This is a genomic window from Halosegnis longus (assembly GCF_009663395.1).
GTDB lineage: Archaea > Halobacteriota > Halobacteria > Halobacteriales > Haloarculaceae > Halosegnis > Halosegnis longus.
In genome coordinates this window covers 120,285-135,622 of sequence record NZ_QKNW01000003.1, presented here as the reverse complement: position 1 = coordinate 135,622, position 15,338 = coordinate 120,285, and the positions used below count along the sequence as shown (strand labels likewise).

Below are 15,338 nucleotides of genomic sequence, written 5' to 3'. Positions count from 1 at the left end.
ACTGTGTGTTGTCAACCGACTGTCAGCACTACCACGGACTGCTCACGCCTGACCGTTATCGACGGTTCCTCGACGCTCGCCCGCGGTTGGATCGACCGCGTGAGCTCGCGCCCTTGCCTCCACGTCGCCCACTCGACCCCGACAGTGGATTCGTTGCACCAGGCCGACCGGTTCCGGACGTAACTGCCTCGGTCGCGCCCCGAGCCCCGCGCTGGTTATCGCCCGCAGTGTTCGGCATCGCCCAGACAGCGAGACACAGCGAGTCGACGTAGTCATCGTGGAACCCATCCTTCCCGTGGAGGCTCAGGTTCCCCGTCTTCGTCTTCGTGTAGCCGATGTTCTCCAGTTGACGCCGGAGGATGCGATCGTTCGGGAGCGTCAGCGCACCCTGTTCGAGCTCGGCTTTCAGACTCTGGTAGGCCGTCTGCTTCTTCTGGGTGGAGAAGTAGACCGTCTCGACACGGTTGTCGATCGCGCCGTAGTCGGGCATCTTCTCGACAGTACCTTGCCCGAGTCCCGATCGATCGATGACGATCTCGGCGAAGTGACACTGGTTGTCGAGTTGGGCAACGCGATCTGCAGCCCCAAGCACACCCATCTCGTCGTGGGATTCCTGCTCGCGGAAGACGTTGCCATGGTCGTCGATGATCGTGAACACCGTCTGGTCGGCACCGGCTGCAGCTACGTCGACACCCAGATACGCGTTCTCGCCAGTCTGGGCGATCTCCGTCTGGTCGGCCTGACACTGCCGGATGGACTCGGTCGTGAAGAACTGTGACCCGTCCTTGACGAACTCGCCCCAGACCTCCTGTTGGAGCTGGCGCTTCGTCTTGCCATCCTTGAACTCCTCCAGGTCCTCGTCGGACACGAGCGGGTTCTGCCCGGAGGAGATTCCTCGGCCAGTCTCTGGGTCCCACGTCGAGAACGTCCCGTCTTTCCCGTCGGCTGCCCACTTGGTCGCCTTGTCGTAGAAGAAGCCGGAGGTGCCCCACGGCGTTGACGTGAGGATGATCTGGCCACCAGTCGCGAAGGTCATGGGCTCGATCACGTCTTCGAAGATCGACGTTTCGATGAAGGATGCCTCGTCGACGATGACCATGTCGGCCGAGTAGCCACGAATCTTCGACCCGTCGCGCCCGGTCGGGAGACAGTGGATCTCGGAACCGTTATCGAACTCGATGATGGTCTGTGTGTCGCGGTCGACACCCCAGGCGGTGTCAGCCATCCCGGATTCGCTCATCTCAGAGCGAAGCGTTTTGAACAGCATTGAGGACTGCCGGAGGGATGGCGCCGTAATCAGCACCATCGCGCCCTGATGGGTGATGGCGTACATCAGCCCGTACCAGGCTGCAGTCAGGGACTTTCCGACCTGTCGGCCCGACACGAACGCCTTGTGGCGGGCAGGATGGTCGAGGAAGTTGGCTTGGTAGTCGAACGGCTCTTTCCCGATGAGGAGTTCAACTGCCTCAGATGGGTTTTCCCGTAGGTGTTCGTAGTCTGTAAGCGAATCTGCGGAGGAGGACATGCGACTAGTTCGTACAGTGTACGAACGTGGGGAGCGACAGGTTAGCGACGCTCTTGCGGTGCGAGCTCCGCAAGCTTCACCGCAAGCGTGTCGAGAAAGAGCGAGTCGTCGATGGTATCACATCGGCGGAAGTCTACGGTGAAGCCACACGCGCGACCATCGACGACGAACGTGACATCGTAGCGGGCAAGCACGCCGTGGTGGGGCGTGGGTTCATCATCGACCCATGAGACGTTCGGCGCTGGAAGTGCGACATCGATGTTGTGGATGATGTCGGCGATGTACGATTCGATCTCCTCGAGCGTGGGTACGTCAGCGTTCACCATAGTTCGTTGACCGGCTTCGATCGGGCAGCAGCCGATTCGTCGTTCGAGGACTCCACACTGGATTCGATCGCGTCGACTTCGACACTACCGTACTTCCCCCACTTCGCGTAGTCGCGAAGCCTCCGAAATCGCTCACCGGCGAACCCGCTGGTTGCGCCACTGTTTGCATCGTAGGTGAGGATGTTCTTGATGATATCGTCCGGCACCTCGTGTGCCTCGTCGACAATGATGTCGCCGTTGAACCCATGGATCGACCGTATGTTCTCCATCTGGCTGGCAGTTCGGAATCGAATCGCCTCCCCACCGTAGAGCGCGACTGTGTTCCGGGCGTCCATCCGAGGCGCATCGTCGCAGAGCTCGAGGACCTGCTCACGGAGGAGCTCTGCCATCTGCATGTTCGGCGCTACGACGATGACTGGCTCGTTGAGTGCGGATTGGATGGCTCGATGAACGACGGCCGTACTCTTGCCGGACTGTCGATCGCCGAAGTAATAGCCGATGTCCTTCCCCACGAATGCTTCTTGCTTGTCAGTAAGGTCGAATGGGCTGACCATGCGACGTTCCGTCCGGACCTGGATTAGTTGTCCGGACGGGCGGTGACACACAATGTTCGGTTGGTCGGATCGGATACCGTCCACCCCTGGAAACCCAAACTGGGCCCACTCCATGGTCCAGATGGTGTGGGTCCGTGGGCTTCTGCGGGCACTACGTCCGTATGGGTGTGGCCTACGTAAATGTTCGGAAACGACTTACTCGCTGGAAACTCGTCCGTACTCCGTCGATCCTTCGAGCGAGCGCCGGACTTCAGTCGGCGAATCGCCTTTGAGCATGAGCCGTTGGGCGATTCGTTGGGCATCCGTTCGAGCGTACGAGTGTGTCTCGTATCGTTGTTCGAGGACGAGCGTTGACCCATCGATGACGGCAACGGTATCATCGTCGACGAGGATGATGGTCGAACCGTTGTGAACGATGAGTCGATTCTCGCCTGCTGGGACGACGTCTGCTGTTCGTGGGAATGCCATTAGAGTGCCTCCGTAACTTCGATTACTGCATAGTCATCCGACGGGTACGTTTCGTCAGGAGAGAATGCGCCACCAACACCACCGTTCAGGTCCACTCTGAACTCGCAGAGATAGGTCCCAGGTTCGGCAGTGTCGTTTGGACGCCACTGATGGACGACAACGGCGTCTTCAGCGTTGAGAATGATTGCTTCCCGGTCGATACGGGCTTCATCATCATCTGGGTCACGCATGACGAACCTGACGGTTGTATCGGTAAGATCTCTCGCTGGTTGGCCATTCTGGTCAGTGAGCGCCACCTCCAACGATGGAGACGTGTCACCGGTTTTGATATGGAAATCAGCGTCACTCATATGCGACAATTGTTGACCGGAGTTGGTGACAGGAATCGTGTCTGTCACCAGTGTTCTCTATGACCGGAACTCGAGCTCGCGATCGGTGGTGATGATGGTGAGTGCCCGCTCTGGGATCTGGTCCGGCGTCCACCCGATGAACGATCCGCGATTGATGAACTGATCGAGGGAGACGCTCAGACGTGGCACGCCTGGCTTGAGCCCGATGGCAGCCGTGATGGTCGCCCCCGATACACCAGTTAGTGAGTCAGCAGTCAGTACGGTCGTCATCGGGTCGATGGTGTGACCGATGAGCTCACCGTGTGCTGGGTCAGACGGGACGACGACGCTCGTGTCGGGATCGGTCACAGCAACGATGGTGGTCGTATTCGTGGTTGCGTCGCTGGTCAGAACAGTGGTGTCTGGATCGACACTGATCGTCTGTCCTGCCGAGTGTTGTGTTTCGACGACTCCCGTGAGCGAAGCCGTCACTACCGTTTCTGTGACAGTCGCTGAAGCCACCTTTGCCCGATCGAGGGTGTCGGTTTCGGGGTCGCTGACCGTCGGTGATGTTACGGTTGCTGTCGTGCGAGCTCCTCCGGTTACTGTTGTCTGTGCATCGACTATCAGTGCATCACCATCAGCTGATACTGGTGATGGGAACGCGATCAGGTTGGTATCGTCGAGGGTCCGTGTTGAAACAGTCGTGACGGCTGGCGTGGCAGTTGTCGTTGTTTCACCCTCACCAGCTGTGTTGGTCACAGACTGGGGCAGTGTCGGTGCAGCCGTAGTGTTTGTTTTCGGATCGACAGTCCGAGCTCGTCCGCTGGCACTCGCGTTGAATGCGGGCGATTCCGTTGTGGTGATTGCGCCGGCGATCGGAGAGATTGCTGTCACGGCATTTTTTGATCCGAGATCAAGCTGCGTCGTCGTTGCTGCTGCCGTGTGTGGTGTTGCTGTAATGTCGCGTTCAGTTCCCACATCTGCTGAGGTTGCCGACGCATTAGCAGTCAGACTCGATGGGCCGACGAACTGTGCCGTCGTTGCATCAACAGTGGATCCGGCCGTCGTCGAGATAGCTGGGTCGACACCGATCGTTGCCGTCTCAGCCTGTTCTGTCTGGCTGTGATCGACGATGGCCGTCAGTGGATCACAGACAACTGTCGTTGCTCCGGTGTCGGTGATTCCAGCCACAGCCTCGAGGAGTACAGGCCCAGCTGCTGGTGAGACGGTTGAACTCGTCACCGTTCGGTTCCCAGACACAGCTGTCGTCTGTGGGTCCGACAGTAGTGCGGTTCCGGTGGCAGACTGTCGAGTACTCGGTGAGATGACCGACGTTTCTGGAATACTACTGAGTACGCGCGCGCTGCCGACTACTGGCGCACCCGGTACCACAGTTGCTGTCTGTTCTGTCGTCTTCAATGGTGACGTGGTCGCGGTGGTAACAGCAGCTGAGACAGTGAGAACTGTCTGTCCATCGCCAGGGGTGGCTGTTGCATGTCCAGGAGCTGGGCCGGACGTTGTTGTCGTCATCGGCGTCGACGTTGTTGCCGAGCTCGATGTGGTACTCACACCACCATCTGTCACGATCGTTTTTGCACCTGAGACAGTCCCTGTTGCCTGTCCAGCAGCTGAGATCGAGTCGTCGGTGGTCTCACGTTGTACCGATGGATCGGTCGCAGAGCCACTGATTGCTGCTGTTTCGGAGTCACTCGTCTGTGTTGTCAGACCAGTACCTGTTCGTACTGTACACGCCACGGTCGTCAGCTCCGATTGTGCGGTTGCCGATGTCGCCGGTTCGCTTGTCACACTCGTTGCCGTCGCATCTGCCGGATAACCGGCACCAGTCGAAACGAGCCCGATCGCGCTCGCAATCAGTCTCGTGGAGACAGACTCGGTAGTACGAGCAGACGTTACTGCTGTAGTTGATGCAGCACCACCCGTTGTACGACTAGTGACCGAGGTGTGTTCGGCAGGGATCGTCAGGGCCGGTGGACCACTCTGGATTGTCGATGCCTGTGTGGTACTGACAGCGCTCACAACAGTGAGTCGGGCTGCCGAGTTCAGTGGCTCCCCACTGATTGTCGTCATCGATGTCTGGTCTACGGTCTTGGATCCGGGGTATACTGGGTTGGTGACAGTGTATCCAGTGCCAACTGATGCAGGAACGACCACAGCTGTTGTCACACTCCCGGTCGCGCTTTCTGTGGAGACAGTGATCGGACCAGGCTCATCGAGCTTCGTAATGAACCCTTGCTCTCCTGGTACCGGAGACAGTTCCGCGTCGACAGGGGCTCCACGTGACGTTGTGGTCGTTGGAATCGATGCCGATGGTGTGACAGCAATTTCTGGTGACGGACGTTCGTCTCCAGCTGCCGTCCTGGTTGTTGGGTCGACAGTCTGTACGGTTGTCGCAGACGTAGTCACGTCGACTGCACAGGTGATCTTTGCTGTTGCCCCAGTCGAATCACTGCCTGCGGTCTGTCGTGTGGCCTCAACATCAGTTGACGTTGTACTGGATGCAGTCTGTGATGTTACAGAAACCAACTGCGGTTCACAGTTCGTCACTTGGTCGGTCGCTACGATCGGTCGCTTGTCGGAGAGCTGGCTATTGGTCTGTTCGACGCTGACGGTTGTCCCTGTAGTCGGGATGGCGGATCTGATGGAGCCAGTCGAGTGTGCTCTCAGAGACGCATCGGTGAGCAGGCTCGAAACGTCCCCGTTTCTCGTTGTGGAGATAACAGGCGTTCGTCCGTCGCCTCCAGTTGGCTGCTTCCATGCAATTGAGACCTGCTTTGTCCCATCAGCAAGGCGCTGTCCGTTTCCATCGGAGATATTCGAGTATGTGAGATCAGTCCCATCTCCGGCTGCAGACATCGTCCCGAGCGTGCTACTCCCGCCGTTGTTTCCACCGGCGTCAACGTAGTCCATCCGGATCGATTTCCCTGTCGCACTTGCAGCGCGATGTGTATTCGTCGACGTGCTGTTGACCCAGTAGCCGTAGTAGTGCTCTGCCCCAGCATCCAGCGTGCCGAAGGTCCAGCCCCACGGACTGTTATTGAACGATTTCGTCGTGTTCAATTCGTATACAGAGCCGAGTTGGACGAGCTCGACGTGGGCTGGCTCGAACCCAGCGGGTACACCGATCGTCGATGGTGATGTTGGTGTCTCAGTGACTGCGAGCTCGGGTGTCTGTCCCCCGGTATCCATCGCCACGTAGAGAACCATGTTCTGTGATCGCCCGGTGTTACTCGAGTTGACCGACGTGAAGTCGAGGGACAGCAGACCATCAGTGAGATCTGTTGCGGTTGCTCGTGTTTCACCGTCGATTGTATCAGTATTCTGGAACGGAATCGAGAGTGCGCTATCAGTGTGTAGTGAACTGTGGTGGCTGTTGATGTTGGTTGGCTCTGATCCTTGGGCAGCGGTGATCTGGGTGATGGAGCCGTCATCAACAATCCAGCCGAATGTGTGGCCATACGTACTCGGTGTTGCATTATTCGTATCGGTCGGGCCACCAACGATATTCGAGGCGCGGAGTTCGATATAATCAGCGTTCGTCCCGACAGACTCTGTGATCGTCCGTGCCGAATCCGGACATCGGAAGTGCCCAACAGATGCCCGACTTGGATCATCGAACTCGTAGGCCGTATATTGGACCAGCACCTGGCTATGCATGATTTTTGATCCGGGATCGACCGTACTGTAGTCGAGGGTGAAGCCATCACTGTCCATGCTTACACATGAAGCATCGATGGTTCCGGTGATCGCGTCGTTGTGGAATAGCACGTGGAGGCTGCTACCGAAGCCGGCCTCCCCAGATGCTTCGTTTGTTGAGTGGGAATCAGACGCTGCAGAGATGTACTGTTCGCTGATTTCTCCATCCCTCGATCGGTGAGCTGCACCACGAGTAAGTCCGTAGGTCGAACCGGAATTCTTCTCGGTGCCGAACTGGCCGTTTGTGTTCGTTGCGTCGAAGACAACGAGATCGGGCTCGAACCCGACGTCAGTGATCTGCTGTGTCCCAGTCGTACTTGGCGTGACAAACGTACCACTGTCGTGGGAGACAAGCCCGGATTGGCCGGTGGCGCTTACACCAGTCGAGCTCGTCGATACAGCTGCAGATCGTGTTTGCGTCGTCGATGTGATCGTTGCACCATCAGTCGTTGTTGTGGTCTCATCTGATGGCGCTACGGCGGACTCCATCGACGTCATGTCTGACTCGTCCTGCTGGCTCGTGAACCCACCTGCAGTCGTAGACCCTCCCGACGCGCTGTTTGTCGTTGCAGCAGACGCTGTACTAGTGACACTTGAGGCAACGCCGACACCGAGCGTTGCAAGCGTTTGGCTCACACTTGCGGTTCTCTCGGTCTCAGGAGTTACGTTGGCACTGGTCCATGCTGTTACAGGACGATTACCGTTTGTCCATGTCGCAGTGTTGTATTCACTCGTTGCATCTTCGGTCGTTGCTTCGACCGAGTATGTATAGTCGTCCGTCGGCGAGACTGCTGTATCAGTGTACGACGTTGTTGTTGAGCCAACAGTCGCAATTTGGGTCACTGAGCCAGTGCTATCTTTCCGATAGATGGCAAATCCTGTCTGGTCCGATGATTGGACAGTCCACGACATGGCGAGATCGCCAGCGTCGTTAATAATCGTGAGGTTGGTCGGCTCGGGCAGCTCGGTCGTGAAAGTCGCTGGGCTCATTGGTCGAATGTCTCCGTGTGTTCAGTGAATGTGCTCATCCGTGTGACGTAGGCCTCACCCTCGGGGAGGCCATCGATGGTGTGCTCGATTGTTCGATATGGGGGGTCAACGCCTTCTTTCCATATATCAGGTTCAGCTACATAGACAGCGGGTCCAGAATCTTGTTTACTGTAGTACATTCTGAAATACTCGCCGTTCTGTCCATCTGAGCGGGCTTCATAATATTGGTATTTGTTCGGATCTGGGTCGGGTTTGACAACCCATTCTCCTCTACCAAAGCCAGTCCCCCAACCAACTACTTGGTCCCACTTTGCGTAGAATCCGATGTGGACGTAGTTCCCATCACCCTCAAAGTCAGGGAAGTCACTCTGCTTGAATTGGCCTGAGAATAGATCATCAAACCGTCCGTCAACACGGTCGAGCTGAACAACATCCTCGTATCCTTCATAACTTCCCAATACCTCTACGTCTCCACCGTATTGCGATATGTCCCAATATCGCGGGAAGTCTACTGGAGCGATGTCTGCTCCGTCCTGCTCGATCGGGCCACCACCGACCCATGTTGGGGAATTAATTAAGTCGCCATCGTAGTTGTTGATGTAGTCTTCAGCGGTGTTTCCTGAACCGTCGTTCAGTGGAAGCCACATTTGAAGCCCGTCGTTAATTAATTCTCCTTCAGCGTCGGCAGAGACTTCCGAAGATGAAAGACGGCGATCGTAGACTTTTACATCTTTAATATCCCCATCCCAATATTCTTTACCGGACCAATGCCCCAAACGGAATGACTGACCATCTTGGGTATTGAGAACGCGGTTAAGATCACCTTTTGAACTACCATTAATATACGCTTCCGAAGTACCCTCTCCATAGGTGAGCGCAATAGTGATGTCTTCATTTAGTCTACCACCTGTGAAATTCAAATCTCCACTCCAAAACTGCGCTCGCCAACTGAAACCATCAGATTCAGAATAGTCTGTTCGACGGAATGAAAATTCTTCACCAGATGTTCCCTGATTTCCAAATTCCCATACAGCACGATTTGATTTATTGGTATTAGATGTGTTTACAGTAGCGATAACCGTTTTGGGTGAATCTCCGTCAACACCTATGTCGGACGGTTGTAGTGGCGTGATGACGTGTTGGTTCTGTGAAGGGTCAAATTCCAAGTGCCCATCACGACCTTTGAACACTCGATATCCGTCTCTGTTATTCGCATTGTCCGTCGCACCTACGACGGCACTGTTGGTATCAACATCGGAGATTGAGAGGTCCGACAATGCAGGGAGCTTCGTCGTTGCGGTTACTGTCGGTCCATTTGCACGCCACCAGTTGTCAGTACTCCCTCTCCGATCCTGTGGATAAACGACCGATGGACGCCACTCATATTTCTCCCCATCGAGTAGTCCATCCCATGTGTGTGGTGGGTTATCGAAGTACTTCGTAAAGCCATTTCCAGAGTTGTGAGTGCGCCCAAACCATTCGGGGGAACCGTTAGACAACGACCGATTGTCGTCCCAATCAATCGTTATCTCACGCGCAATTGAGGTATCTGATGTTGGATTGGTCGGTTGAGCTGGTTTGGTGTATTCGTGGAGAATGTCGCTGACGACCACACGGTCAACTGCAAAGTGGTCGCCACCAAACATCCCAGCTGAAGTAGTAGTGGTTCCAACTCTTACTTTATTGTCTGTTGAAAGAAGTGAAGAGTCAACAAGCAGTGAAACTTCAAACCATCCTTGCTTGTTATATTCCCAATTGAAATGCTCAAGCGATTGCCACGAAGAGCCATCGTACCATGAGACGCCGATGTTCTCTGTACCGTTGTCAAGAGAGCCGACAGAAAATGCACACTTAACAATTACATTTTTCTCGTTGCTCAAATCACCAAGGTCTTTCTGAAGATAGGTTGCTTCACTGTCGTTGATTCCTTCACCATAGAAATGGTGTGACCCTTCATCAGAGCCATTAAGATTCAAATCTGGATGTTCGCTATTATTCTTCACCCCCGCATTTCCTCCAAGGTTCGTTGAATCCCATGCACTCAGGTCGCCACTTTCGAAGTTGTCCTCGAAGAAGACGTTGTTATTGTTGCCGTAATCGGAATGGATGAATGAAGAATCGCGATTTGAGCTGAAGTGTTCATGTCGGAGTTTTATTTGCACCCGCATATCTTCTCCCAACCAGAACTGGTCAGATGCAGATAGAAGCACAGACTGTTCCGAACCTTTCGAAACACCAGTAATGGATGCTCCATCGCCTGCATAGTTCCAGTTACCGTATCCATTACCCGTGTCTTTTCTGTAGAATAACGCAGTTTTGTCAGCTATATCGCTGTTATCGGTCCATGAAACGTTGATTTCGGTAGCACTATACCGTGATACACTCGGATTGTGTGGCGGAATCGGGCTTGTGTAAACTGTCGAACTTTCCACCCACGAGCTTTGTCTATGCTCTGTTTCAGTTCGAACGCGGAATTTGAATGATGAGTCTATACCAACCTGTTGTTCGTATGGTGTGTCAGAGTTAGGACCATAGGTGTATGTACCTCCATTTGACGGATACACTTGCCCGCCAGTTGGATTTACGTAGCCGTTCGAATCGCGGTTAATCTGAACGTGAAGATTCCCGTAGTTGGAATCGTGAGTAACCGACAGATCCAACTGATCGTCGCTGATGTAGTCAAGCGAGTCAACCGTTGGAGATCGAATATCAGTAACAGCCACAGACTCCTGCGATAACGCAGTCTTCCCGCTGTAGTATGTCTCAACCCGGTAGAAGTACTTTTCTCCGTCTTGAAGAGTTCGTGTGTCACTGTATGACGTCGTCCCAGCAGCGAGGTCAGCAATCTGCGTGTAATCTGCAGTCGAAGAACCAGAAACGTCTGCTGCGTACACTCGATGACCGCTGTTGTTGCCTGCCCCCTCGCTCCATGAAAGGTCAACAACACGGTCCCCACCCGTCGCAGTCAAAGAGCTGACCGAGTTGGGTGTTATTACTGCGGATACTTCGTCGGAGAGTGACGTAGTGTGTTCGGTGTATGCCTCTACTCGGTAGTAGTAGGTTTCACCCTTCGTTCGCCCCGTGTCAGTGTACGAAGCCGTGTTCGGGGCAACATCAGCAATCTGAGTGTAGTCAGCTGTGGTCGTTCCCGAAGAGGTCGAGCGGTACACTCGAAAGCCGTCTTCGTTGTCAGAGAAGTCTGACCAATTTATCGTGAGTTCTGTCATTTATTCTATTGAATTAATCGTTGGCGCTGGGAGGAGCGATATCGCTTCTTGAATGCTACTTTCTGCATGGTACGAATTATTGTTGGAACCACGCCGAGCTTGTTGAACCGTCACCTCAGTCAGATACTCATACTTTTCACCGTCGTCCACTCCGGTGTGGGTGGCTGTGGTTTGTGATGCTGATTCAGTTGTCCAGCTATCTCCACTACCAGCAACACGCCACTGGAATTGGTAGTAGTCGCCGAAGGGGTTGTTATTGTTCCATGAAAGTGAGATCTCGTCTGCAACTGACGTGTCTAACGAAAGACCACTTGGAGCGGTGGGATTCGTGTATTCATGCAGAATGTCGGAGACAACCACACTGTCGATGTAATGATAGTTTCCTCCTTGACTTGCACACAAAAACTGTAATTTATTATTCGTTGAAAGATTAGAATCAGGAATTTTAGCAGTGAACTGTACCCACCCATTAAGATTGTATGCTGTCGAAAAGTCTCTCAGTGTATTCCAACTGTTTCCATCATACCAACGTGGGTGTATCCAATCTCCACTGTCATCCAATCCTTCAACACCGATAGTTGCACGAACAATTACATCCGTTTCGGTGGAAAGGTCACCGAGGTTTTTTGTTACACTGTCTGAAGCGTCGAGTCGAAGATATTGTGAACCAGTATCAGGATAGCTAATGCTATCTCTTGCACTTGAGTCAGAAACAACTTGCGAGCGAGCATCATTGGTGGTTGTTTCATCCCATTTATCTAAATTACCACTGTCAAAACTATCTTCGAAATAGATGTTTCCTTCATTGCCATAATCAGCATATACCCACTCAGATGCATTCTCGCTCCCGACAACGTGTCTATATCTATATTGTCTTCGTACATCTTCAGGTAATCCTGTTTCTACATATCCAATTACACTTGGTCCAGTTGTTCTGAGTGTGGTCCATACACCGTATCCTGAACCAGTATCTTCGCGGTATTGAATTTCTGTTCCAGATTCAATATCACTCTCTACCGTCCAATTGTGGTCAATTTCAGACGAACTTGGGCGTGACGTGTTTGGACTATGTGGAGGAGTTGGTGTTGTGTAAATTGTTGATGACACACCCCACGACGAGCTACCAGCAGAGTTCGTTGCTCGAACGCGGAATTCGAAAGATGAGTCTACCCCAACTTGTCTACCATAGGCAGTGTCAGAGTTTGGCCCATACGAGTATGTGCCAGCAGAAGACGGTGAAGTTGGCCCACCTGACGGGTTCTTCCATGAACCATTGTCTCGAAGAATTTCAACGTCATATGACCCCTCTTCACCACCCCAATCTGGGGGAGCATCGAACGAGAAGTCTATCTGGTCATCAGCAATGTAGGACGCAGACACGTTTTGGGGAGCAGATGGTGGAGAAACGCCTGCTTTATACGTAATTTGGATTTCTCCACCTGTTTCATTTGATGACCCGCCACCTTTGATTGTTGTTCCACCAGATGTAGAAACAGAAGAGCCGTGGCCACTGATAGCACCGTCACCACTTTCTGAAGCCCCACCGTCTATTGCTGCATCGCCACCAAGTGGCGGTGCTTGTCCATTCCCGTCCTCACTATTACTGTCAGAACCGCTCCCGCCTCTTGCGCCACCCCCACCGCGTGTTGCTCCTATGAATTGGTTACTACTATATCCACCGCCACCACCACCAGCAGCAGCAATGAATGGTTCTGTTTCAGAGTCACTATCGTCGGTATTAACGACAGATACTTCTGATGAACCACCACCCATATACCCTTCTTGTCCTCCTTGGTAGCGACCGAGTTCAGTGGTATTCGAACCATCACCACCAGCTACCCACACATATAATGTGTCGTGGTTAGATACGTTTGCAGTTACATTTTCAACGCGACCACCAGCAGAACCCGCTGTTCCAGTCCCCCCCGCTCCGTCGATGTAGTCTATAGTAATCTCACCAATAGACGATATATCCAGAACGTGCTTTCCGTCATCGTCGCCCCCGCTCCATGTGTACGTGATTGTTTCTCCTGCTTGAACCATAAATTATTTCACCAAAATTAGATTTGCGGTACTTCGACGTTCGTGGTCAATACACTCTGTCAAATTTTTAGTATTCATCAGTAAATTCAGTTGGACTATCGTTCGATGATGTAGGACGACAGCGAGCTATTGGAACGTGTCTCCGGGCTGGCTGTCAGATGTGTTCCAGATAGCATTGTACGTGCGAACTGCGTGCGACAAAAAGCGGTAGTGGGCTCTACGTCAGGGAGATGCCCGAACCCGAGAGGGTGAACGTATCGATGTCCCCGAGATTGTACGACTGGTTCAGCGATCCAGTGAAGAGCAGATGCTCGTTTGCACTGGAGTCGCCGGTGTCGTCCGAGGTGAACGAGATGATCACCGCATAGGAGTCGACAGACTGGTTCGAGTCAGAGGTGTCGAACGTCTTGTCAGCGATGATCGTCTCCCAGTCGCCGGAGTTGTCCTGATTGCTGAAGTCGGTCGTTCCGAAGCTCGCCGTCTGTCGGGCGAACGCCGAGCCGGTCGGTTCGGTCGAAATGTCGCCCAGATCGGACGAGTCAGTCAGTGCGTCGGTACTATCGTTGAACAGCGTGATCGAGACACTCGACGGCTTCGACAGCGACTCCTCGAAGAATGCGTCGAGCAGTGCCTCTTCCCCTGTATCGTGAAGCTGGGTTACCATGGTAGAATGACATGGCCTGGGGAGCACACACAGCACGCGAGCTCACAACAGACCAATGTGCGACAAAACTGCGAGGGCCGATCTAGTCGATGTACGTCTCGTCGATGTCCACCATTCGACGGAGTCGAACGGCATGACGCGGGCGGGCCACCAAGTAGGGAACGTAGGAGGCACCGCGAGCGAGATCCAACCCATCGAACATCCGACGTGGAACCTCGATCTGGTGGACTGGAACGCCAGTGTCCGGGTGGACCGTGAAGTGTGTCTGTCGGGGCTGGTGGCGGAAGATCACGGGCGTCTGTTGTGCATCGCCCTGTGGGTCACGAAGCGAGTTGTAGAGCCGATCGTTCACACGCGGAACCTCGACATCAGCGGGAATCGTCGAGAGCTCGAGCAGATTGTATGCACTCGAGAAGGGCTGGCACTGGGGGATCATTCGTCGCCCATCCCCGAGAGCTTCTGTGCAATCGACATTTCGGCATCGGCTTTCTGTTGCTCAGGACTTGACATCACACCGAGCGTCTCCAGCTTCGACGTGATGTCGCTGTCGAGTCGAGAGTACGGGAGGTTCGCCGGATGTTCGCCCTCGGCGTACACCTCATCGCCGTTCTCGTCCGTGTCGACGACGACCTGCTTGGTGAGCCCCTCGTGGTCGCCGTCGGGATCGACGTACTCATCGAGTCCACCAGCAGCACGGTGCATGTCGATACAGGCACGATACAGTTCGTTCACCTTTCCGCGGTGGTCGCGGGTGAACGGTGCATCATCGAGGAAGTCGTCGACCCACGCCTCGATGTTGGCGCGCTCCTGGGTTTCCAGCGAGTTCCAGTAGGTCGTCCGCTTGGCCTCCATCCCGTGGATCATCGCGTTCGCGTTCCCCTCGGGAGCGCCGAGATCGGACGCGCCACCGTGGACGTAACAGAGGCCGTTATCCATGGGGTACCGCTCACAGTAGCCCTCAAGCTCGCTGTAGCGGTTCGTGACGTTCACCGACTGTCCGGTCAGGTCGAACCACGAGCTGTCCTCACAGTCGACGTCGCCGACCGTGGTGGCTGTCTGGTTGTCCGCTAGGTCCTCACCAACCGGTGGGCGGTCGCAGGGCTCGAACTCGAGATCGATGTTCTCGAACTCGGCCTCGTGATCTGGCGTAAGTGCGACGTGGGATGGCTCGTAGTCGCTCCAGAGATACTCATTCAGATCGTCATACTCTGGCTCACACTCGACGATGTCCGACCCGGACGGGTCGAGCAGTCGAAGACAGACGATCGACTGATCGGTGAGAGGCTCATACTCATCGAGTCCACGTTCGTGGACCTCCAGCCCGGACTTGGTAGTAACCCGAGAGCCACAGCGTCCACGAGTGGGCGTCTCACTGACCATAATGCGACGATGTCGGAAGGGAAGGGGGAGGCGTTGCCCCCACGCGCTACGGGGGGAAATGTGAAGCCGTGGTGGAGGGCCGAAGCATGACAGGGGCCGGAGGTGAATGGCGTGA

General features: G+C 54.5%; 11 protein-coding genes. All 11 read right to left on the bottom strand.

Going from position 1 to position 15,338, the window contains the following annotated elements; genetic code table 11:
• Positions 1-55 precede the first annotated feature (55 nt).
• Positions 56-1,525 (bottom strand): terminase large subunit domain-containing protein, encoded by a 1,470-nt coding sequence (locus DM818_RS14840; protein WP_153953050.1) that lies wholly within the window; start codon positions 1,523-1,525, stop codon positions 56-58.
• 41 nt (positions 1,526-1,566) lie between these two features.
• The gene (locus tag DM818_RS14835; protein ID WP_153953049.1) at positions 1,567-1,851 is read right to left on the bottom strand and encodes a hypothetical protein; all 285 of its coding nucleotides are present in this window, start codon (positions 1,849-1,851) and stop codon (positions 1,567-1,569) included.
• Positions 1,845-2,405 (bottom strand): DEAD/DEAH box helicase family protein, encoded by a 561-nt coding sequence (locus DM818_RS14830; protein WP_153953048.1) that lies wholly within the window; start codon positions 2,403-2,405, stop codon positions 1,845-1,847. The genes DM818_RS14835 and DM818_RS14830 overlap by 7 nt, the downstream gene beginning before the upstream one ends.
• 195 nt (positions 2,406-2,600) lie before the next feature.
• Positions 2,601-2,873, bottom strand: coding sequence for a hypothetical protein (locus DM818_RS14825; RefSeq protein ID WP_153953047.1), 273 nt, complete (start codon positions 2,871-2,873; stop codon positions 2,601-2,603).
• A complete protein-coding gene (locus tag DM818_RS14820) occupies positions 2,873-3,223 on the bottom strand; it encodes a hypothetical protein (protein WP_153953046.1) in 351 nt (116 codons plus the stop codon). Before DM818_RS14820 ends, DM818_RS14825 begins: the two co-directional genes overlap by 1 nt.
• A 57-nt stretch (positions 3,224-3,280) precedes the next feature.
• Positions 3,281-7,909: a beta strand repeat-containing protein gene (locus tag DM818_RS14815; RefSeq protein ID WP_153953045.1), complete on the bottom strand. Its 4,629-nt coding sequence runs from the start codon at positions 7,907-7,909 to the stop codon at positions 3,281-3,283.
• A complete protein-coding gene (locus tag DM818_RS14810; protein WP_153953044.1) occupies positions 7,906-11,136 on the bottom strand; it encodes a LamG-like jellyroll fold domain-containing protein in 3,231 nt (1,076 codons plus the stop codon). Before DM818_RS14810 ends, DM818_RS14815 begins: the two co-directional genes overlap by 4 nt.
• Positions 11,137-13,179, bottom strand: coding sequence for a fibronectin type III domain-containing protein (locus DM818_RS14805; protein WP_153953043.1), 2,043 nt, complete (start codon positions 13,177-13,179; stop codon positions 11,137-11,139).
• 217 nt (positions 13,180-13,396) lie between these two features.
• Positions 13,397-13,843 (bottom strand): hypothetical protein, encoded by a 447-nt coding sequence (locus tag DM818_RS14800; RefSeq protein WP_153953042.1) that lies wholly within the window; start codon positions 13,841-13,843, stop codon positions 13,397-13,399.
• Positions 13,844-13,925: 82 nt separating this feature from the next.
• Positions 13,926-14,279, bottom strand: coding sequence for a DUF5802 family protein (locus DM818_RS14795; RefSeq protein WP_235907972.1), 354 nt, complete (start codon positions 14,277-14,279; stop codon positions 13,926-13,928).
• A complete protein-coding gene (locus tag DM818_RS14790) occupies positions 14,276-15,223 on the bottom strand; it encodes a hypothetical protein (RefSeq protein WP_153953040.1) in 948 nt (315 codons plus the stop codon). The genes DM818_RS14795 and DM818_RS14790 overlap by 4 nt, the downstream gene beginning before the upstream one ends.
• Between the last annotated feature and the right edge of the window lie 115 nt (positions 15,224-15,338).